The 21,986-nt window shown below is 49.4% G+C and carries 10 protein-coding genes and 1 pseudogene; 4 read left to right on the top strand and 7 right to left on the bottom strand.

All coding sequences use genetic code 11. The features are described 5' to 3' along the window. Positions 1–280 precede the first annotated feature (280 nt). The 3 genes from yidC to nadA all read right to left on the bottom strand — a co-directional run bounded on the left by yidC (position 281) and on the right by nadA (position 2,614). Positions 281–1,129, bottom strand: a complete 849-nt coding sequence (gene yidC, locus ACWGOO_RS17485; RefSeq protein ID WP_452485462.1) for a membrane protein insertase YidC — start codon at positions 1,127–1,129, stop codon at positions 281–283. Next, a complete protein-coding gene (locus ACWGOO_RS17480; RefSeq protein ID WP_452485460.1) occupies positions 1,095–1,424 on the bottom strand; it encodes a hypothetical protein in 330 nt (109 codons plus the stop codon). The genes yidC and ACWGOO_RS17480 overlap by 35 nt, the downstream gene beginning before the upstream one ends. 83 nt (positions 1,425–1,507) lie before the next feature. After that, positions 1,508–2,614: a quinolinate synthase NadA gene (gene nadA / locus ACWGOO_RS17475; RefSeq protein WP_452485458.1), complete on the bottom strand. Its 1,107-nt coding sequence runs from the start codon at positions 2,612–2,614 to the stop codon at positions 1,508–1,510. A 167-nt stretch (positions 2,615–2,781) separates the two neighbouring features. Between nadA and ACWGOO_RS17470 the strand changes: the two genes are divergently transcribed. Beyond that, on the top strand, positions 2,782–3,936 hold the full coding sequence (locus ACWGOO_RS17470; RefSeq protein ID WP_452485456.1) for an IscS subfamily cysteine desulfurase: 1,155 nt from the start codon (positions 2,782–2,784) through the stop codon (positions 3,934–3,936). Further along, positions 3,933–4,472, top strand: coding sequence for a 3H domain-containing protein (locus tag ACWGOO_RS17465; protein ID WP_452485454.1), 540 nt, complete (start codon positions 3,933–3,935; stop codon positions 4,470–4,472). Before ACWGOO_RS17470 ends, ACWGOO_RS17465 begins: the two co-directional genes overlap by 4 nt. 137 nt (positions 4,473–4,609) lie before the next feature. On the opposite strand, the gene greA is transcribed toward ACWGOO_RS17465, so the two are convergent. Continuing rightward, entirely contained in the window at positions 4,610–5,089 is a 480-nt protein-coding gene (gene greA / locus ACWGOO_RS17460) for a transcription elongation factor GreA (RefSeq protein WP_452485452.1), read from the bottom strand. Between the two features lie 253 nt (positions 5,090–5,342). Here greA and ACWGOO_RS17455 point away from each other — a divergent pair, with 253 nt between their 5' ends. Together ACWGOO_RS17455 and ACWGOO_RS17450 are read left to right on the top strand one after the other, a co-directional pair. Continuing rightward, positions 5,343–5,702, top strand: coding sequence for a hypothetical protein (locus ACWGOO_RS17455; RefSeq protein WP_452485450.1), 360 nt, complete (start codon positions 5,343–5,345; stop codon positions 5,700–5,702). Between the two features lie 29 nt (positions 5,703–5,731). Beyond that, the gene (locus tag ACWGOO_RS17450) at positions 5,732–5,866 is read left to right on the top strand and encodes a hypothetical protein (protein WP_452485449.1); all 135 of its coding nucleotides are present in this window, start codon (positions 5,732–5,734) and stop codon (positions 5,864–5,866) included. A gap of 143 nt (positions 5,867–6,009) precedes the next feature. Here ACWGOO_RS17450 and ACWGOO_RS17445 read toward each other — a convergent pair. The 3 genes and pseudogenes from ACWGOO_RS17445 to ACWGOO_RS17435 form a co-directional block, all read right to left on the bottom strand. After that, positions 6,010–8,702 (bottom strand): annotated as a pseudogene (locus ACWGOO_RS17445) (endonuclease); the annotation flags it as partial. 44 nt (positions 8,703–8,746) lie between these two features. Further along, the gene (locus ACWGOO_RS17440; RefSeq protein WP_452485447.1) at positions 8,747–10,648 is read right to left on the bottom strand and encodes a serine hydrolase domain-containing protein; all 1,902 of its coding nucleotides are present in this window, start codon (positions 10,646–10,648) and stop codon (positions 8,747–8,749) included. Between the two features lie 263 nt (positions 10,649–10,911). Beyond that, positions 10,912–21,981: an amino acid adenylation domain-containing protein gene (locus tag ACWGOO_RS17435; RefSeq protein ID WP_452485445.1), complete on the bottom strand. Its 11,070-nt coding sequence runs from the start codon at positions 21,979–21,981 to the stop codon at positions 10,912–10,914. Positions 21,982–21,986: the final 5 nt, after the last annotated feature.

Raw genomic sequence — 21,986 nt, 5'->3', positions numbered from 1 at the left:
TTTTCCACTGATCATCTTGGATTTCGTATCGTCTCTTCATACTTCTTAATTTACCACGATTTAACTTTGTTTTGTAGTTTGAATACACGCCCTAGTCTGCATAGTGTATTTATTTACTGTACCCATATTTCGTTTATCCTTATCATGATGAGGTTATGCTTTAGAGTAAAGCTGAAAACTTCAAAAAGTTGATGTCTGAAAATGAAATAGATGCCTCCAACCTTTACGGTTCAAGAGGCATCTATTTATGATGTGACTAAATACGTGTACGCTAAAGCCACTATATTCGTTCTAAGGTGTTGGGGGTTACTTCGTCGAGCTTCACCTTATCCACTGCTTCCTCCGTTGGATAACGTTTACGGAACCATAGCGACTGGAGCAGCAAAAAGGTGCCGCTTACTGTCCAGTATAATGGCATGGCTGCAGGGGCATTGAAGGAAAAGACCGCCATCATGATGGGTGAAAGATATCCCATGATGGCAAATTGCTTGCGTTGTTCAGCCGTCATTTGAAGCTGAGAAAGCTTGGCCTGTGCCAAGTAAACAGCTGCGACGAAGATTGCCAAAATCCAGTCCGGCTGCCCGAGTCGGAACCATAGGAATGAATGAGACGCCAGTTCCGGGGTAAGCCGGATGGCTGTGTACATACCGCTCAATATGGGTAGCTGAATGAGAATAGGCAGACAGCCAATATTCAGCGGATTAAATTGATGCTCTTTGTAAAGCGACATCATTTCCTGCTGCATACTCTGCTGGCTAGTGCCATCCTTCTTGTTCTCGTACTTTTTCTTAATGCGGTCCAAATCAGGCTGCATAGCGCTCATTTTGCGCTTCATCCCCTGTTGGGCGCGCGTTTGTCGCATCATAAGCGGCAGTAACGCCAGACGGACGATTAACGTCAATGACATGATCGCCAGTCCAAAGCTTCCGCCAAACCATTGCGCTAGTTGCTGAATGAGCCAGGATAGCGGGAACACCACATAATGATTAAAAAATCCGGGTGTCTGTGCATTAATCTCCGCAGCATTCGCGCCGCAGCCGGAAAGCAACATAACCACCGCCAGCGCTACCATGATTCCGAATATCCGTTCTTTTTTACCCCAAAAGGTGAATCCCTTGAATCGTTTCATATGTTCCTCCTCGTTGATTGGCTGTGCCATCGTTCAACGAGGAGGGACAATCTGACGCGTCTTCATCCGGCGCTTCCTTACGCCGGATATGACGTGCCAGCCGGACAGGCATGTCCTGCCCACGGGCAGTTAACGGCATCAGCGGAGAAGCATGCGACCGCACGAGCCCGCCTTCTATCCAGCATTCGGGCACATTGCCGTACAAATGAGCGAGATATGCGTAGGTTACAGTACACAGCAAGCCGATCGTAAATAAATAGGGGAGCAGGTCTTGAAGCTCAAACAAGGGATTCACCTCCTTCGGTTCGTTGCTACGATTATAGCACGAAACTGGGCAAGCGACTAACCTTTAAATAGAGATACAGGCTGGAAAAACCCTTAACGAATAGCAAGCATACGATTCAGTGCCAGCACAGCATCCTGGCTAACCTGATCGTTGACACGAATCACACCAACAGGCTCTCCACGGTCAATCTGCTCCATCGTCCACAGCAGATGTGGAAGATCAATCCGGTTCATCGTCAGGCAGGGACACATATCGGGATTAAGCGATTCAATCTGCTGTTCAGGGTACTGCTGCAGGATACGCTGCACGAGATTCATTTCCGTGCCAACGGCCCATTTTGTCCCCGGCTCTGCCGCATGGATCGTGTCGATGATGAATTTCGTGGAACCTGCGCAATCTGCAAGCTGAACAACCTCATGTGAACATTCAGGGTGAACGATGACCCGGATGCTCTCGTCGCGCTCACGGATACGATGGATATTCTCAACCGTAAATTTTTCATGAACAGAACAATGCCCTTTCCATAAAATAATTCTCAAGCTTGCCGGGTCACGTTCCGTCTCCAGTTGATCGGTCATTGGATTCCAGACGGCCATTTCATTTAGCGGAATGCCAAGATCGTAAGCTGTATTACGGCCCAAGTGCTGGTCCGGCAAAAACAAAATACGTTCCTTCTGCTTCAACGCCCAGTCCAGCACCTGCTTGGCATTCGAAGAGGTCACCGTAGCCCCGCCATGCCTCCCCACAAAAGCTTTAATTTCTGCTGTGGAATTCACATAGGTCAGCGGAATGATCGTGTCGCCTACCATCTCCTGCAAATGCTTCCAGGCCCGTTCTGTCTGCTCCATATTCGCCATATCTGCCATCGAGCAGCCTGCGCGCATATCCGGCAGCACGACCGTTTGCCGATCCGTAGTCAGCATATCCGCTGTTTCTGCCATAAAATGCACTCCACAAAACACAATAAATTCCGCTTCCTGATTTTGTGCCGCCATTTGGGCAAGCTGAAGAGAATCCCCTGTCATATCTGCAAACTGAATAACCTCATCCTTCTGATAGTGATGGCCCGGAATAAGCAGCTTTTGGCCCCATTTTTGCTTCAATTGGGCGACACGCTGCTCCATATCAGCAATCGTCAGTGTCTTGTAGTACTCTGGCATGAGTCCACGATTTCCTTGTAAAACGTCAAGCATTGACATTTAAATCCCTCCATTATCTTTGCGGCTGTCTGCCCGTCTTCCCACGAACAGACAAGCGTTGTGTGTTCATATATGTTTACAAGTGTCTTGACACTTATATTTACACATGCCTACAATAATCTCAAGGCCTTTTGGATGGAATTATTTTTAGCAGGGGGAGATTCGCCATGATTTATCTGGACTATGCCGCTTCTACACCGATGTGTGACGAAGCTTTGAATATGTATAACACATTAAATAAGGAAATGTTCGGAAATGCCAGTAGCCTCCATGATGCGGGCGGTCAAGCAGCTTATGCACTGGATTATAGCAGACAACGGATCGCAAACATGATTGGAGGTCAAAAGGAAGGAGTTTATTTTACAACAGGAGGAACGGAGTCTAACATGCTGGCCGTACAGTCCATCCTGAACGGACTGCCACAGCATAAAAAGCACTGGATTATGAGCGCCCTGGAACACCATTCGATGTACAATCTTGCTACTTTGCTGGAGCGGCAGGGCTATGAGTTGACCATTGTACAGCCAGACAAGGAAGGACGAATCACCCGTGACATTCTCTTACCTCATCTCAGAGAAGACACTGGGCTTGTATCCGTACAGCATGCCAATTCGGAAACTGGACTGATTCAGGATCTTGCTGGCTTTTCTACCCTACTGCGAGATCGTGGTATTTTGCTACACAGTGATGCAGTACAGACCTTTGGGAATATTCCCATTGATGTAGCAACTATGGGGGTGGATGCCCTCTCCGTATCAAGCCATAAAGTGTATGGTCCGAAAGGTGTTGGTGCTGTATATCTCAAACCGGGAACCCCGTGGCGCCCTGTGTATCCTGATACACTGCATGAAAACGGGTTTCGCCCCGGAACGGTCAACGTTCCCGGCATTGCGGCGTTTGTTGCGGCAGCGGAAATGATGACAGAGCAAATGAAGCTACATCAGGAACGATATGCCGCGCTGAGACAGTATTTTTTCACCAAAATTCAGGAAAGATCAATTCCATTGCGTTTGGCCGCACAGGAAAACAACAAGATTGACAGACTCAGTCATATTCTGGGATGTTTTTTTCACGGTTATGAGGGACAATATGTTATGCTGGAATGTAACCGTAGCGGTGTCTGTATATCCACCGGAAGCGCCTGTGCTGCTGGACATCATGAGCCTTCTCCTGCCTTGCAAGCGCTTGGAGCATCCGGTCGGGAGGCATTGCAGTTTATCCGTATTTCCTTCGGAAAAACGACAACCACCGGGGATCTGGATGTGTTGGTGGATATTTTAACAGACTTAACAAGCAGACAAGAAAGGAGCTTATCCCGTTGATTGAACCTTTAAAACGGATGGGCACGGAACGCCGCGAACAGCTATTACTGTGGCTTAAGAGCGAATCCCCGCTGACCGGGAGCGAACTGGCACGTAGGGCATCTGTCTCCAGACAAGTAATCGTGCAGGATATATCTCTGTTAAAAGCAAGCCAAGAGCCTATTCTTGCGACGAGCCAAGGATACATTTATATGGAACCTGCGGGTCAGGCTGCCCCTCAGGCCTCGCGTATTATCGTGTGTAAGCACCGACCTGAACAGACAGAAGAGGAACTAAAGCTGATCGTCGACTATGGCGTAAGTGTACAGGATGTTATTGTAGAGCATCCCGTATACGGCGATCTGACTGCTCCGATTCGGGTTGGAACCCGCAAGGAAGTGGACGATTTTATCCACAAAATCAGCTCCACCCAAGCAACTTATCTGTCCCAACTGACTGGAGGTATTCACCTTCATACCTTGCAAGCCCCGGATGAAGCCAAAATTAATGAAGCCTGTGCTGCATTGGAGAACGCTGGTTTTCTAATGACGGACTAGCTTGCAGTGTTATAGCAGATACGATGTAACCCCTGTCTTGCATGTGGAGCGCAGCCTGCGCTCCGGTGGGGCGGCTATATGATTAAAAACGTGCTGTAAAAAACCCGGCCCCCTCATACAAGGGAATCGGGAACGGATTACGTTAGCTTAATTTCGAGCAATTCATATTTGATGACAGCCATGGGTGCATTCACATGAACGATACTGCCCACTTCTTTACCCAAAAGCTCCTTGCCTAGAGGGCTTTCATAGGAAATTTTGTTATCCAGCACATCCGCCTCGGCAGGACTTACAATCTTGTATTCCACCTTTTCGGAAAATTCAATATCGTTCAGAATAACTGTCGATCCGATACTAACGGTTCTAAGATCCAAATTACTCTCATCCACGACCCGGGCTTTGGTTAGCATCTTCTCCAATATGAGAATCCGGGTTTCCATAAACGCTTGGTCATCCTTGGCTGAGTGATACTCACTATTTTCTTTCAAATCGCCGTAGCTGATCGCCAGCTTAAGGCGTTCGGCGAGTTCCTTACGTTTTACGGTCTTCAGTTCCTTAAGCTCATCCTCCAGCTTGGTCAATCCCTCTTTAGTCAACAAAACTTCTTCATTCGACATATTTTATATACAACTCCTATTTGGCTTGCTTTATTGTAGTTTAACCTATATTCGATCAACATGCGAAAAGAAATTATAGGGTATAGGAGCCGAGGTCACTCAGACAGGGTTATTCTTACAGTAACCAACGCTTTCTTGTTCGCATATCATATGAATATAACGGCATTTTGAATGAGCACGCGCAGTTCCGTTGTCCTTGTCCCGCAATGGCATAAAGACGGGCATGGACAGCATATGGCGGGAGGAAGATTCAATGACTTCCTTGGGAAATAACGGAAATGGAAACCGAAATCGTAATCAGAAATCCAAATCATCCCCTAACCCCAACGGACAAAAAAAAAACGGGTTAAATAGTAACTCGGCGATCTTCTCCGCCCTGCATGGAAAAAATGTGGAGATCGTGGTAGCAGCCCTGTTATTAACAGGAAAGCTGCACGTCGATTCCGTTACTTTATACAGACAAGCAACTCTAACTGTAGGATTAACGGGAAAATACAAAACATTAGGAGCAGACCCTTCCAATGTCGATAACATGGTAAAATTTTTAAATGATAACGGGAATATGACGCTAGATCAAGTAATACAAGCCTTTCAAAAGAAAATGGAAAAGTAATATGCCGATTACGAAAGGGGTTATTTGCGGTGAGTGAGCTTGCGGCAAGTGAGTTTGACGGAGAGCATTTTGCAGAGTTTATCATTATCACTATTCTGATTTTTTTATTTTTCTTTGGCTCCACCAATATAGATAACCTCTCGGCTCAACCCACTCAATCTTAAATGGGCAGGTCCCCGTTCGCGAGGGCTTTTTAGTAATGATACCGATATTCGGATGGGAACCTTGAACAGACATGAGGAACGACAGCCCGAACAAAAAAAGAGCATCTATCGACTCTCGAAAAGTCAATAGATGCCCTTACGATTTAACAGTCCTTTACTTCGACGATTATCGTTTTGCCGGAAGTTTCTCCTGAGGCATTGATGAGCTCGGCCCGATACGCATAAGTGCCCGATTTGCGGCCTTGGATATCTGTGACTGCGCTTTGGGCCTTCGGCGTTTGGTTCGGCAGCTCTTGCGTGTCGACCAGCTTTCCATTTTCATATAAATTGTATTGGGTCGCATTCGTGCCCCACCACATGTTCATAGCAACGGTGTAATTGCCGTCCCCATCCCAGTTGTTGTGAGACAGCACCGGAATGCCGGGCGAAGCATCGGTCACTTCGACGATTAACGGGTCACTAACCGTTTTACCGGAAGTGTTGATCAGCTCGGCGGTGTACGTATAAGTGCCATTTGCCTTGCCCGTTACCGGGATGACTGCGTTCTGTGCCCCGGGGAAACTGGTTTCAGCGGTCGAGTTCCGATCAGCTCGCCGTTTTCATACAGCTTGAGTTCATCACCGTTCGTACCCCACCATAGATTCATGGTGATATTATAATCGCCGTCCCTCAATCCGGTATTCTGCCCGTTATCATGGGACAGTACAGGTTTGCCCGGCACTTCGCCTGCAACTGCTTTCTGGACTGTAACGGTTACAGGATTGGATACGACCGTTTTACCGTCCAAGGTTACGCTAGCCGTAATCTCGGCGCTCCCCTCTTTTTCTGCCTTAATTTGTCCATACGTATCAAGGGTAACAGACTCATGACTGCTGGCATACTGAACGGAAGCATGACTTAAATCCGCTTCGATGCCATCCGTGAGCGTACCACGGAGATGTGTTACTGCTGTATCCCCAACGTTGAGGGTTGTTTGATCCAGCGAAAGCTTCACTTCTTGCAATGCCGCCCCTGCCTGAGCTGTAAAATCATCGAGACCACGAGGTTTTAACTGGTAATCCCCTTTGAAAATCGCTGAAATCCCCTTAATCTTCACTTGCTGTCCCTCTTGATATGGAAAAGAGGTCCGTGTTGCGCCTGTACGTGCATCCACACGCACATGGTGGCTTACCTCGCCGGACACCGCATCAAATTCAAACGAGCCCACGGGAGTCGCGTCTACTACATTACGAATGATGGCATGTGGAAGCTCGACCAACCGTCCTTGGTTAGCATCGCTTAGTTCGGTGATCCGTAGAGCTTCGAGAAGCTGCCCTTCTCCTGTTTTTTCAATGGCTACCGGATCGGTCAGTTCCAGCTCGCTGTTATACAGCGCCAAGGCTGCCGTAATCTTCACCTGATCGCCTTGGTGAAAACCGCTTTGGTTTTGATATACATAAATACCGCCGCTTTCATCCTGCACATAAAAGGCTTGGCCGCCATATGCACCCGGCTCGGTCGTCACCGTACCTTCCAGTGTAACCACTTTGCCAGCCGGGAGACTCCGTGCTTCTGCAACACTGATACGAGCCGGAACGGTATTCCCTTCCTCGGGCAACGGCTGGGCTGGAACATCAGCCAACACGACCGATTGGGTTAGCAGGTTGCTGCCGTTTTGTCTCAGCCTAAGATTGGCCGAGCCGCTGGTTCCCGGCTTGATCCGCACGGTGAGGTCTTTGTAGGCGTGCCCCTTGCTGTCGGACTCCAGGCTGAATGTTCCGCTATAGCTGTAAGGGGTCGGCCAGCTTCCATCCGGGTTTTGATTCTGGGCTACCTGATTGCCGCCCGCTACATAAATACCTGTGCTGAATCCGCTAACCGTTGTATTCGGTGCAAGTTGATCGGCTGCAATCCGAATTTGAAAAGGCTCTGCATTCGGCAACTGTTCCTGACGAACGATGCTGTACACGGGCTGTGCACTGGCAGTAGGTCCGCCATAGGAGCCAGCCTTGAAAGTTTGCTGATCCCACCATTTGTAACCAGCTGCGGGAGCGGACCAAGGCTCGACTTGTGGCTCCGTCGAAGCCTGCGGCTCTTCAAAAGGCAGCAGTGCTGTCGGCTGGTCAAGCTGCAAGCTTTTCACATCTGTCAGACTGGTATAGTTCTCCTTCTCGGACAACCAGTCGACGATATTAACCAGCAGCACGGCATCATCCTGCTCCTTAAAGCCGTCATACGTCGTCTTCTTGGTTCCTGTTTCTTCGCGCAGATATTTCGGTGTCGCATCTTCAACAGGAGATGAATCTCCGATGAAGGCAGCCTTGCCTAATCCTACTTTAGATACGGCTGCATAGGGTCCTTCTGGTATGCCGCCTCCGTTATAGACGCCCTGATCTACCGCATTCCCCCAAGCCTGATTTGTTTCAGGCAGGTATACAATGCCCTTGGCTTTCGCCGGGTCGATAATCGCCAGCGTTGATCCCGCGTGCATTGCGACATTGCTCACTCCTGCTGTAATGCCGAACGCTTGCGCAGGCTGGACAATCTGATTGGCGGTAATATCGCCTAATGCATTGTAGCGAAAACGCACACCAAACTGGCTGCCCAGCCAATCTGAGCTGACTACGCCCTGCATCGCTGCCGAGCTTTTTTCTTCCGCGCTCATTCCCTTGGCAGAATCTTCCCATGCTCCGCGACGGTAGCCGTTAATACTCTCTGATCCGTCCCAGCGGTTCTTGTTGCGGTCCGCATTATAGTGATCTCCAATGAAGAAAATGCTGTTGCCTGCTTTTACATACTGTTCCATTGCAGCCTGTTCGCTTTGTTTAAAAGGAATATTCGGCTCTCCCAGTATAAACTTTAGCATTCATTTATGTTCGGACATGCGATTTTTGTAAATGTTTAGGAGTCATGAATAGGAAGGAAGTTCCAGTAGAAAAGATATACCGTGTGCAATAACGTGATGATCGCAAACAGGACTTTTCCGGTAACTTTGGTCTTCCTCTCTTCTGTAATCAGCTTTGCGCCATTCACGATCAATACCCATACGGCAATGAGGGCTGAAATCAGCGGGAGCGTGCAAATCCCCCAGATATACCAGGCGGGATAGCCATATACAATCTGACTGTTACCATAAATAAACTGCACGCCGAGAAAAATCGTATTCAGTAACGCGATGAATGCAAGGGTGGAAGAAATGTGAGCTTTATTTTTGCGGATTACTCTTATCACATACCTTACGATCCAAATCAGCAGGGTTGTGATGAAAAACAAGGAGGCGGCAGCGTAGCTACCTAGCAACATCCAGGTACGGTGCCAAAGTGTCGTCTGCTTCATGGTTTTACTATCCGGGGCGATCATCGTCCATGTACCATTTTGCTGATACAGCAAAATTTTAAGCTGTCCTCCCTTTTCCACAAACAACCCATCGCCTGCCGCTTGAAAGGTTTTGTCCGTTGCTTCATTTTCATTCGGGTACTCTCCGTTGACGATTAACGTGTGATCATCTTGAATCCTAAGGGTGTATTTAATGCTTCCCAGCATCCGAATCCATTTGCCCCAACCATGAACAGGGTTCAGACTTACCTGATATACTCCCTCCATCTCTGGCGAAAGCTTCACTTCCGTGGCAGAATGAGTCAATGATTGAGGAGCAGCCTGCGACTCGGCGGGCAGCATTTGGGCTATCGCATTTATGACTTCTCCATGAAGCTCGACGCCCGAGTTAGCCGAATTGATGGTCACAAAAATACCGATTTTTTGGGACGGAATCAGTACCATTTCGGAAATAAAGCCATCAATTTCCCCTGTAGCCCACAGCATGGGTACTCCCGTCTCCAGTTGACCTCGAAAAAATCCGTAGCCCACGCCATCCAGACGCGCATCGGCTGCAAATTGCTGTGCATGCATAACTTTTACGGTTCGTGGCTGAAGCACCGCCTTTCCCTCATACTTGCCTTCGTTTAAATGAGTGATCAGATAATGTGAAAATTCATTTGGCGTGACGTCTAACGCCCCTGCTCCCGGCAGGTTAATATACAAAGAAGGCTGATTCTGATACGTTCCATTATTCCACCGATACGATTGGGCCAATGCAGGATTATTTAGCGGCAAATCCAGTGTCGCACTGGGCATATCCATCGGGTTGAACAAATGGGTACGGAGGTAGTCGTTCAGCCCTTGCCCGCTCACTTGCTCCACCAGATTACCGACCAGCCCGTAGGCCACATTACTGTAGTCATACTGAACGCCGGGCTTATGGATGGGAGGCTGATTTTGAAAATAGGCACTGAGATACTGATCTGTGGGCAGTGAGCCTGCTTTGGTCAGACTGTTAATGCCGTACACTGCTTCGTCCAATCCAGATGTGTGTGTCAAAAGCTGATGCAGATTAAAAGGTTGATTTTGAAATTGCGAAGCTTTATAGCTTTTGAGATAGGCGTTCACGTCCTCGTTCAAATCAAGCTTGTTCTGCTCTACCAGTTGCATAGCGGCGGTTGCACTGAACGATTTGGTCAGCGAGCCGACGGGTACAATCGTCTTAGTCGGGTCAAAAGCCATCTTCTGCTTTAGGTCCGCATATCCGTACCCTTTGCTGAAGTAAATCTGATCTCCTTGGGTCACGACGACAGCGGCCCCCGGAATATGCAATTTTTCCAGCTCCGTACTCATGATTTGGTTCACTGATTTCTCCAATTGATCCGGTGTTATGCTGCCTTCTGCCCAAGCCGGGGCACTGAACAGGTTCCAGAAAAACAACGATGCTATGAATACGGATAGGCAACAAATGCCTTTATTCTTCATGTGAAGTACCATCCTTATATATGAAGTTGGCTTCTCGATTGAACGGTGCGGTGATTGCATAGCGGAGCAGATATTTTCACTCGGATTCGGAGCCATCAGCATGGCGCTATGGAATCATCGCACTTCCCATAGCGGGAGTGCAGATGATAGAGCGAATCCTGATCGAATCACGTAAGCAGTAGGCTTCTTACATGTTCGATCAGGATTCATGGGTTACAGATTAAAAATTAGTGAACTCCAGTCAAATCAACGACCGTAGATTCTCAAGAATTATGATGTGCCAAATCTTGTGACATATCTTTGTCCATGTTCCGGGTTATGTTTTGTATTGCGGTACGGATACTTTTTACATTTTCCTCGATAAATCCGAGTTCCAGCAGTTCATAATGATTGCCAATCAAACTATGCTCTTCATAGCTTCCTTGTGTAGCGTCTTTCCATAAAAGTCGGTTATCTCCTGTACCCTTGACCGTTTCCGATCCAACGGCGACAAAGCCGTGGATATTCGCCTGAACGCTCTCTGTGTTCACAAGCTGGTTGCCATACACCGCGTAATCGATCATTTTACGCTGGTACGTTTCATTCAACAGCTCACGGTAGGATTCGGGAACCTGTTCCAGCATGTCATGAATTTCCTGCTCTGTTTCTTCGACTGTGAAGGGCAGTGCTTCCTTCCTTTTGACCGAATCGAGCATCAAAATGTCGGATACAGCATGACCTTGACGCTCCAGCGTACCGGCAACCTTATGCGCCAGATTACCGCCTATGGAATAACCAAGCAGCACATACGGTCCTTGCGCTTGCGTGCTAACGATCAAATCAACATACCGTGCCAACATTTCTTGCTCATCCGCAGCATCATCTACGAACTCCAATCCATACACGACTGCGTCCTGATCCAGTTGTTTCGCAAGCTCCGCGAACGACAGCCCGTATCCAAGCATGGGCGGAAAGCAGAAGATGGAGACCGGACCGTGTTCATTCAAACGAATGATTGGACTATCTGCCTTGGATTGCAAATCCGATTTTAATAATGCGAGCGCCTGCTCTTCTATGGTCGGGAACTCCAGAACACTGCGGATTGGAAGCTCGATGTCTGTGGCAAGGTGAACTTTGCGTACAAGCTCCAGCACTTTCAAGGAATGTCCCCCCAACGTGAAAAAGTCATCGTGAATACCCACTTGCGGGATTTCGAGCACTTCCTGCCAAATGGCTGCCAGCAACTGCTCCACATCGGTTCGCGGTGCGACATATTCTATGCCCGTGTGCAACGCTTTGTCCGGCACAGGTAACGCTTTGCGGTCGATTTTGCCATTGGTCGTCAGCGGAAACCGATCCAGCTGTACAAATGCGGATGGAATCATATAGCTCGGCAGACTACCCGACAGCACAGCCCGAATCTCGCGGACAGTCAGCTGTTCATCGGAAGTGAAGTAAGCACATAATTGCTGCTGGCCTACTCCATCCCGCAAAGCGATAACAACGCTATCCCGTACGGACGGTACACTTGCCAGCCGCGCCTCCACCTCGCCCAGCTCAATCCGGTAACCGCGAATTTTAACCTGTTGATCAATCCGTCCAGCGTATTCCAGCATGCCATCTTCACGCCAGCGAACAAGGTCTCCCGTACGGTACAGGCGATCTCCATCTATCCACGGGTTAGCAAGAAATCTCTCGGCCGTTAGCTCAGGACGGTTCAGATAACCGCGTGCAACTCCGTCTCCGCCGACAACCAGCTCACCCCAGGCTCCGACTGGCTGCAGGTTAAATGACGAATCCACAACATATGCCGTCGAATTGCGGATGGGACGTCCGATCGGCACAGAATCCAACTGCTCTTCCGTAATGTGGTACGTCGTCGAAAAGGTTGTATTTTCCGTTGGCCCATAGCCGTTAATGATGTTCATGTTCGGATTGTCACGCAGGACCCGGTTAATATGGGGCGCAGACAAAACATCACCACCAACCAGCAAATACTTCACATCTCCGAACAATTGACTGTCCTGCTGCGAAAGCTGATTAAATAACGGTGTGGTCAGCCACATCATGGTGACGCGATGATCCCGTATCGTCTCCTTGAGCTTGGCCGCGTCCAAAAGATCATCCTTATGCACGAGTACAAGCTGACCGCCGTTTAGCAACGCGCCCCAAATTTCAAACGTAGACACATCGAATACAAACGCACAAGTCTGCAACATTCGAATCGATTCATCGAACGGCACATAATCCGTATTGCGCACCAAGCGCACGACACTTTGATGCTCAACTACGACGCCCTTAGGCTTGCCTGTTGAACCTGAGGTATAGATAACATAAGCAGCATGATTGCCCGCTCCATCTATCCCCAGATTGGAATGATCCGTGCTGTAAGAATCATCATCATTCAGATTGACAATCTGTCCGTCAAAATAGCAACGGTCCAATAAATCCTGCTGAGCCAGCAGCAGCTTGGCTCCTGAGTCCTCCAGCATATAACGGATACGGTCCTCTGGATATTGAGGGTCTACCGGCACATACGCGCCTCCAGCCTTCAAAATAGCGAGTGTTCCAGTAATCATATCCAGCGAGCGCTCCGTCAGAATGCCGACAGGTTCATCGGATTTCACCCCTGCATCCCGCAGCGTATGCGCTAATCGGTTGGCTGTCTCATTGAGCTCCCGATAGGTCAATGATTGATGACCCAAAGCTACGGCAATATGATCCGGCGTGCGCTCAGCCTGCTCCTCAAACAGTTTTTGGATCGTCTGATTGTGTGGATATGCAGAGGCAGTGTCATTAAACTCTCCTGTAATCTGTTGTTTTTCCGCCGCTGTAACCAGTTCCAGCTCTTCTACGCAAACATTCGGGTTAAGCAAAATTTGCTCCAGCAGATTCACAAAATGTCCATGCAGACGCTCAATATCTGTTTGATCAAAGCTTAACGCGTTATACATAAAACGAATCTTTATGCATTCTCCCGGCATAACGACGACGTTCAGATCGTAGTTGGTCTGCTCGGCAGCCACCACGTTGGAAATCGGGAATGGTTCCTGACCGTCACTTCCCATCTCCTCGACCTGCTCCTCCACCGGATAATTTTCAAACACCATAATATGGTTAATTAAATCCTGCTTCTGCTCGGTCAATGCCTGAATTTCAAACAGTGGATACGTGTCATACGCATGAGAAGCCAGCGCCTGCTCCTGCATTTTCTTCATAACTTCTGCAAAAGATTCCCCTGCCTCACTGCGGATGCGAACGGGAATGGTATTAATGAATAAGCCGATAATAGCCTCGACCCCTATAATATCCGATGGACGACCTGAGACGACACTGCCAAATACGACATCACTGTGGTTGTTATATTTTTGCAGCACAATCCCCCATGCGGTTTGTAATAACGTATTCATGGTCACCTGATACCGCTTAGCTGTCTCCTCCACCCGGAGGGACAGCTCACGCTCCAAATCCGTCGCCCAATCGCTGGCCGCGTAGCCTTCACTCTTGCGACCGGATTTTACAGCTGGTAGTGCTGTTTGCTGCTCATACCCGGATAAATAGCTGCTCCAGTAGTTGGCTGCCGCCTTGCGATCCTGTGCTTCCAGCCATTCAATATAGCTGCTGTACGGCACTGCCGGTGCCAACTCTGGCACTCTGCCCTCCTGAAGTGCTGCGTAGCTTTCAAACACTTCTTTATTTATAAGGGACAGACACCAGCCGTCCATGACGATATGATGGAAGCTCCATACAAAATGATAGCTATCTTCTCCGATACGTAAAATCGCTACACGCAACAGGACATCCCGACGCAGATCAAAGCCCCGTGCTCTATCTTCCAACTCGAAGCTTTTCACCCAGGTATCCCTTGTATCCACATCCAGCTTGTGTAAATCTTCATATTGAAAGCCGCAATCCCGACTTCGATACACCACCTGCAACGGTTCCGTATCCCGGCCAAAATAAAAATGTGTACGCAGCGCCTCATGTCGCCGAACCAGAATATTCAGGCTTTCTGCAAAAGCCTGAATGTCCATCCGACCTCGCATATCATAAGAAACCTGCTCAAAATACGCGTCATTCGCGGCTGCTTGACTATCCAGCTGGCTGTGAAACAGCATCCCTTTTTGCATCGGGGTCAGTGCATATACATTGTCGACCTCACCCGCAGTACCCATTTCAGTTAACAGGCTGTCCAAGCCCTCCACACTCATTCCTTTATAGGAAATATCACTTGGGGTCAGCTCCGGGTGTTCTTTATGGATGCAATGCGTCAAAATTTCACGCAGGCTCAATTCCAGTAATTTCGCCAATCGCTCTACCGTCTCCGGTCGATAGCTGGTACGACTATAGCTGATCGTCAGACCCAGCTGGCCACCCGAAATCATGCCGTTAAAATCCAGCGTATACGTCCGTGCCATGGTTGGGCTTAGCGGCATGCCTCCACCGTAGGTGGATGACTGCAGGTCGTTCCCCTTCATATCCTGATCAAACTGTCCCAAATAGTTAAAGCTGATTTCCGGTTCTGCTGTAAATCTGGCTGGAGGTGCCGCCTGTTCCTGGCGATCGGCTACATATTTCAGCACGCCGTAGCCGATCCCTTTTTGCGGGATGTTGCGCAGTCCTTCCTTCACATGCTTAATCCGTTGCGAAAGAGCCATTTCTTCCGGTGTATTAAGCAAAACAGGATATTGGCTTGTAAACCACCCTATTGTTCGGGTAATGTCTACCTCAGGTAAAATAGATTCGCGTCCATGCCCCTCCAGATGTATCAGGAAACGTTCATTTCCGCTCCACGCTTGCAATGCCATTCCTACCGCCGTCAGCAACAGATCGTTAACCTCCGTGTGGTAGGCACGATTGGCCTGCTTGAGCAGTTGCTCTGTCTCCGCACCTGTCCATACAGCGGTAACCGACTCACTGTCACCAATCAACGGCTTTTCGTGCTCATGATGCCCGTAATCCTGCGGCAAGGGAGCCAGCTCAGCTTGTGCAAGCTCCTCCCAGTACGAGCGTTCACGTTCAATAGCTGGGCTATTGGCATAATCGTAAAGCTGCTCGGCCCACGTTTGGAACGAATCCGTTTTATGAGGCAACTGAATCACCGGTTCACCCTTGGAGGCCTGATCATAAGCAGCCGCCAAATCCTCGAATAAAATGCGCCAGGATACCCCGTCCACCGCCAAATGGTGAATCACGACCAGCAGATGATCTCCATCCGGGCAACGGAACAGCCCCAGCCTCATGAGCGGCCCTTCGCTTAGGGAAATGCCGGATTGAATTTCATTGCATTTGGCTTCAATCATCTTCGCCAAATCGCCCTCGTTTACATCGCTGTCCCTATAATCAAAAATATCCAGATGGTATGGTTCGCCTTCCTCTATACCACGATTCCATGCCGTGTACCCGTTCTCCGACGAACGAAAAACCATACGCAATGCATCATGGTGCGATGTAATCTGATGGAGCGACTGCCGAAGTGCCTGTTCATCATAGCCTTCCTGCCGATAAAGCATGACAGATTGGTTAAAATAGTGCGGCTCTGCCGTTGACTGTTCAAAAAACCAACGCTGAATCGGTGTAAGCAAAACAGATCCTGTAACCTCTCCCTGCTCGGCTATTCGGTTAACAGGCTGAATCCATTGGCTTAGTCCTGCAATCGTCGGGTATTTGAACAAATCCTTCATTTCCAGCTTGTATCCAGCCTGAAACAATCGGGACGACACTTGAATGGCCTTGATGGAGTCGCCACCCAGATGGAAAAAGTTATCCTGTATGCCCACTCGCTGAATCCCAAGAATTGCCCCCCAGGCGGTAGCCAGCGCTTGCTGGACATCCGTCTCGGGTGCCACATAATCCATGCCTGTATCCACATTGTGCTCAGGTGCAGGCAACGCCCTGCGGTCTACTTTACCGTTCGGCGTCAAAGGCAACTCGGTAAGCTGCACAAAATAGGAAGGCACCATATAGCCAGGCAGATCCTGTGACAAAACGTTACGTAAGTCGCTGGCGCTTAATTCGCTGTCTGTTACGAAATAGGCACACAGCTGTTTTTGCCCGTTATCGTCCTGCTGTACTGTAACAATGGATTCCTTCACACCTGCAATGGTGGACAATCGGGTCTCAATTTCACCCAACTCGATGCGGTAGCCACGAATTTTGACCTGCTCATCCATTCGTCCCTTGTACTCCAATATGCCATCTGCACGCCAACGCGCCAAATCCCCTGTACGATAGCAGTACTCTCCGGGCCGGAATGGACTTTCTATAAACTTTTCCGCCGTTAGCTCTGGGCGATTCAGATATCCTCGCGCCACGCCGTCGCCACCGACGATCAGCTCGCCCCAGGCCCCGACAGGCTGCAGCTTCAATGAACGATTGACCACATACGCGGTCGAATGATCAATCGGACGTCCAATGGGAACAGCCTGAGTTTGCGGTTCTGTAATGTCATAGGTGGTGGAAAAGGTAGCGTTCTCCGTCGGACCGTAACCATTGATCAGCCGAAGCTGCGGGTGCTCCTTCAGCACACGGTTGACGTGTGGCACGGACAATACATCACCACCCACAAGCAATTCCTTCAGGGAGGCAAACACGCCAATGTCTTGCTGTGAATGCTGATTGAATAAAGCCGTGGTCATGAACATGGTGTTAATATGATACTTGTCAATCGCCTGTTTGAGCTTGGCGGCGTCCAAAATAGTGTCATGACTTACCACATACAGTTGACCCCCGTTCAGCAGCGTTCCCCAGATTTCAAACGTAGAGGCATCGAACACCACTGCACCCGTTTGCAGCAAACGCATATTTTCGTTAAGTGTGACGTAGCTTTTATTTTTCACCAAACGGACAACATTACGATGCTCGATCATAACACCCTTCGGCTTGCCTGTCGTACCAGAGGTGTATATGACATGCGCAAGATCTGAGGAAGATCCCTCAATGGGAGTAACAGCAGCTTCATCCGTAGGATCGTAAAATACATTCTCGCTGCTCCATCGTTGTTCATCACTCAAATCTATGATCGGAATGCCTGGTTCAAAAGGAACCTGCTCACGTCGCTGTGAAAGTAACAGCCTAGCACTGGAATCCTCCAGTAAATAACGAATACGCTCCTCAGGATATTCGGGATCAATGGGAACATAAGCCCCCCCGGCTTTTAAAATCGCCAGCATGCCGACGATCATTTCAATGGAGCGCTCCGCCATAATCCCTACTCGCTGTATCTCTGGCTCGGAGCCGCGCCGTATCCCATGGGAAGCGAGTATACGTGCCAGACGGTCGGAGCGTTCATTCAGCTCGCGGTAAGTGAGCTGTGTGTCCGCAAAGGTAACGGCCAGCCGATCCGGTGATTGTGCTGCCTGTTCTTCGAACAGCACATGCAGCACTTGATCCCGTGGATACGGATAATCTGCTACGGTATCGTTGAATTGCTGCACAATCTGCTCTTTTTCTTGGGACGAAACCATTTCAATAGCCGAAAGAGCGATATCCGGCTGTTCTATCACCGCATGGATAAGCTGCTGCAAATGTGCAGCCAGTCGTTCGATGGTTTCCCGTTTGTACAGCCGGGTTCCGTATTGAAGACCGCAGGCAATTTGCTCCCCATCCTCCATCGCGAACAGACTCAAATCAAATTTCGCGGTATTTTGTTCACTCGGATAGGGTATTAATTGCAATCCTTCCAGCCGCTGCTCCTTTTGCTCCAAATTTTGCAGAGCAAACATGGTATCAAATAACGGATTGCGACTTAAATCTCGATCCACGCGCAGCTTGTCCACCAGCTCTTCAAACGGATAATCCTGATGTTCAAACGCCTTCAGCGCGTTTTCCTTGACCTCCAATACATAATCGCGGAATGTCTTACCCCCTTCCGGGTAATTGCGGATTGCCAGTGTATTCACGAACATCCCGATCAGGCTACCAAGATCAGCATGGGGCCGTCCCGCAATCGGCGAACCGACGATAATATCCTCTTGCCCACTGTAGTGGCTAAGCAAAGACGTATAGGCAGCTAATAGCACCATATATAATGTCGATTCCGTCTGTACCGCAATGCTTTTTAATCCTTCGCTTTGCCGTTGATCGAGCGTAAATTCCAGCACATCTCCTTCAAAGCTTCTCGTCGCCGGACGTGGATAATCGGTTGGTATATCCAGCACAGGTAGCTCTCCTGCGAAAGTATTCAGCCAGTAGCTTTCCTGCTCCCGGTAGCGCTCACCTTGCTGCTGCTTTAGCTGCCAGGCGGCGTAGTCCTTATACTGAATGCGCAGCGGTGGCAACGTGTCGCCTGCGTATAAACGGATGAAGTCCTGAATCAGCACATTTATAGAGGTACCGTCCGAAATGATATGGTGCATATCCAGCAGCAAAATATGATGCTCTGGCCCGATTTCAACCAGACCAGCCCGGAATAGCGGAGCTTGCGCAAGATCGAACGGCTGGACAAAGCCATGTACCAGCTCATCCGTTTGCTTCTGGTTAGCTCCGTGGGCATGAATCAGCTCCATGCAAAAAGGAACCTCATCATGCACCCGCTGGACAGGCTCACCATTTATGCTTTCAAAGCTTGTACGCAATGTTTCATGGCGGTCAACAAGCTGGCGGAACGCATTATCCAGTGTTTTATGATCAAGTGGACCTGTCAGTGTCAGGGCGCCAGGTATGTTATAGCTATTTCCCGCTCCGTCAAGCTGATTGAGGATATACATCCGTTTTTGTGCCGAGGATACCGCATAAAATGGCTTGTTCTCCGAAACAGGTATGGATTTATAGGCGGTTTGCTCCAGCGCTTCAATAACGTGTGCAAGCTGTTCAATCGTCGGGTGCTGGAACAGGTCCTTTAGCTGCACATTTTTGTGCAGTTCCTTATGAATAAGCGATATGACATGTGTCGCCCGCAAGGAGTGCCCTCCCGCTTCAAAAAAGTTATCCTTAATCCCGATGCGGTCAAGCTCCAGCACATCTTTCCAGATACTCACCAGTTGTATTTGTAATTGATTTTGAGGAGGTACATATTCTGCGCCTGAGCTTACACTTCCCTCCGGCTGCGGCAACGCCCGGCGATCCACCTTGCCGTTGGGCGTGAGTGGCAATTGCTCCATCTGTACAAAATATGACGGCACCATGTAGCCCGGCAGCTCCTGACTCAAGGCGCTGCGCAACTCACTTGCTGTTACTCCCTCATGGGTCACCACATAAGCGCAGAGCTGCTTTTGCCCCTGCTCATCCTCATGTGCAATCACGACGGCTTCACGCACTGTTTCCAACTTTAACAGCTGCGCCTCCACCTCGCCCAGTTCGATCCGGTAGCCCCGGATTTTCACCTGTGCGTCGATCCGTCCCTTGTATTCCAGCGCCCCGTCCGCACTCCACCGCACCAAGTCGCCTGTACGGTAGCAGCGTTCTCCGCTGCGGAACGGACTGTCTACGAACTTTTCAGCCGTCAGGTCAGGGCGGTTGCGGTATCCACGGGCCACCCCGTCACCACCGACGAGCAGCTCACCCCATGCCCCGACAGGCTGGAGCTGCATCGAACGGTCTACGACATACGCCGTCGAGTTATGGATCGGGCTGCCAATTGGCACCGATTCCGATTGCACGCTGGTAATCGCATGCGTTGTGGAAAAGGTGGTGTTTTCTGTCGGGCCGTAGCCGTTGATCATCCGCAGGGAAGGATGAGCCTCCAGCACCCGGTTCATATGTGGAACGGACATCACATCTCCGCCGACCAGCAGCTCCCGTATCCCCTCGAACAGCGCCAGATCCTGCTGGGACAACTGGTTAAAGAGCGGTGTGGTCAGAAACATCGTGGTAATGCCATGGCTGCGGACCGCTTCCTTGAGCTTGGACGCGTCCAAAATGACCTCCTGACTCACCAGTACCAGCTGTCCACCATTCAATAGCGCACCCCAAATTTCAAAGGTGGACGCGTCAAAGACAACGGCCCCGGTCTGCAAAATGCGCGTATCGGCATTCAATTGCGCGTAGTTTGTATTTTTCACTAGACGGACGACATTGCGGTGTTCCACCATAACCCCTTTCGGCTGGCCGGTTGTCCCTGAGGTGTACATGATATAGGCCAAGCGATCAGCAGCGGTTGCCTTCGGTTGTTCTGACTGCGTGGTTGTAGTAGAAGCAAGCTCAGAATTGGCGGAAATGGAATAGAGCGGGTTTAAGTCATTCGTTCCATAGATTGCGGAATCGCTCAGGTCGAGCACAGTTCCTGTAAAATCAGCGGGTCGATGTTCCATACGCTGTACCAGCAGTATTTTTGCATCGGAATCTTCCAGCAAATAGCGCACGCGCTCGTCCGGGTAATCGGAGTCAATCGGTACATACACTCCGCCTGCTTTGAGAATCGCGAGCATACCGACGATCATCTCCATCGAGCGTTCAGCCACAATGCCGACCGTCTGCTCGGTGCAGACCCCCTGCTTACGTAATGTATGAGCTAGACAATTGGCCTTTTCGTTCAATTCTCCATAGGTCAGGCTGTCTCTTCCGAACACTACCGCCACCTGCTGCGGTGTCTGCTTCGCCTGTTTCTCGAACAACTCATGAATGGACGCATGACGTGGATAATCCGCAGCTGTATCGTTGAATGTATGAACCAGTTGCTCCACTTCTTGCTCTGACAGCACTTGTGCTGCGGAAATCGCCAGCTCTGGCTGATCCAAAACAATGGTGTACAAGCGCAACAGCTGCTCAACAAAGCGTTCAATCGTCGCCTCGTTATAACGGTCGCTATTATACTTCACGTTCAGAGAAACCGCTGCATTTTCCCATTGAAATTGGAATTCCAGCTCAGATTGTACATGATTCAAAAAATCGGCAGTATGGATATTTTGCAGAGACGCCGTGGTGTGAATAAGCGGCTTTTCGTCCTCGTTACGTGGAATTTCAAGCCCCTCGGTATAGTTCCAAAAAGGAATATTTTGGTGCTCAATAGCTTCGCTGACGGAGGTTTTGATTTGAGACAGCAAGGCTTTGAAGGTCGTTGCGGAATCCAGCGTGTTTTTCAGTAAAAGTAGATGGTTCATCGGCTTTGTAGCACCGTTGCCAGACTTGGCTACCGGAATGCCCAGCAGCACACGTTCCTCACCTGTGTATTTATGTAATAGGCTTTCTACTCCAGCAAGCAGAACCATAAACACAGCCCATGGAGCCCCACCTGTTATAGACGATATTCGCCCGGAAATTTCAGATGGAAATGTGAGCGTGTACGTATGGAAATTTGAACTCGTTGCAGTTGTATCCTTGGACACGTCGTTGGTGTATGGCAGACAGATGATATGATCCTCAGATTCCAGCTTATGACTCCAGTAATTTTTTTCCTTCTCAAATAAGGCTTTCAATGACA

It is taken from the genome of Paenibacillus sp. NPDC055715, from assembly GCF_053617595.1.
This window is presented reverse-complemented; position numbering and strand designations above follow the sequence as displayed.

Coding starts and splice junctions, on each gene's coding strand:
- yidC (WP_452485462.1), bottom strand. CDS start 1,129: ATGAAACGATTCAAGGGATTCACCTTTTGGGGTAAAAAAGAACGGATA.
- nadA (WP_452485458.1), bottom strand. CDS start 2,614: ATGTCAATGCTTGACGTTTTACAAGGAAATCGTGGACTCATGCCAGAG.
- ACWGOO_RS17470 (WP_452485456.1), top strand. CDS start 2,782: ATGATTTATCTGGACTATGCCGCTTCTACACCGATGTGTGACGAAGCT.
- greA (WP_452485452.1), bottom strand. CDS start 5,089: ATGTCGAATGAAGAAGTTTTGTTGACTAAAGAGGGATTGACCAAGCTG.
- ACWGOO_RS17455 (WP_452485450.1), top strand. CDS start 5,343: ATGACTTCCTTGGGAAATAACGGAAATGGAAACCGAAATCGTAATCAG.
- ACWGOO_RS17440 (WP_452485447.1), bottom strand. CDS start 10,648: ATGAAGAATAAAGGCATTTGTTGCCTATCCGTATTCATAGCATCGTTG.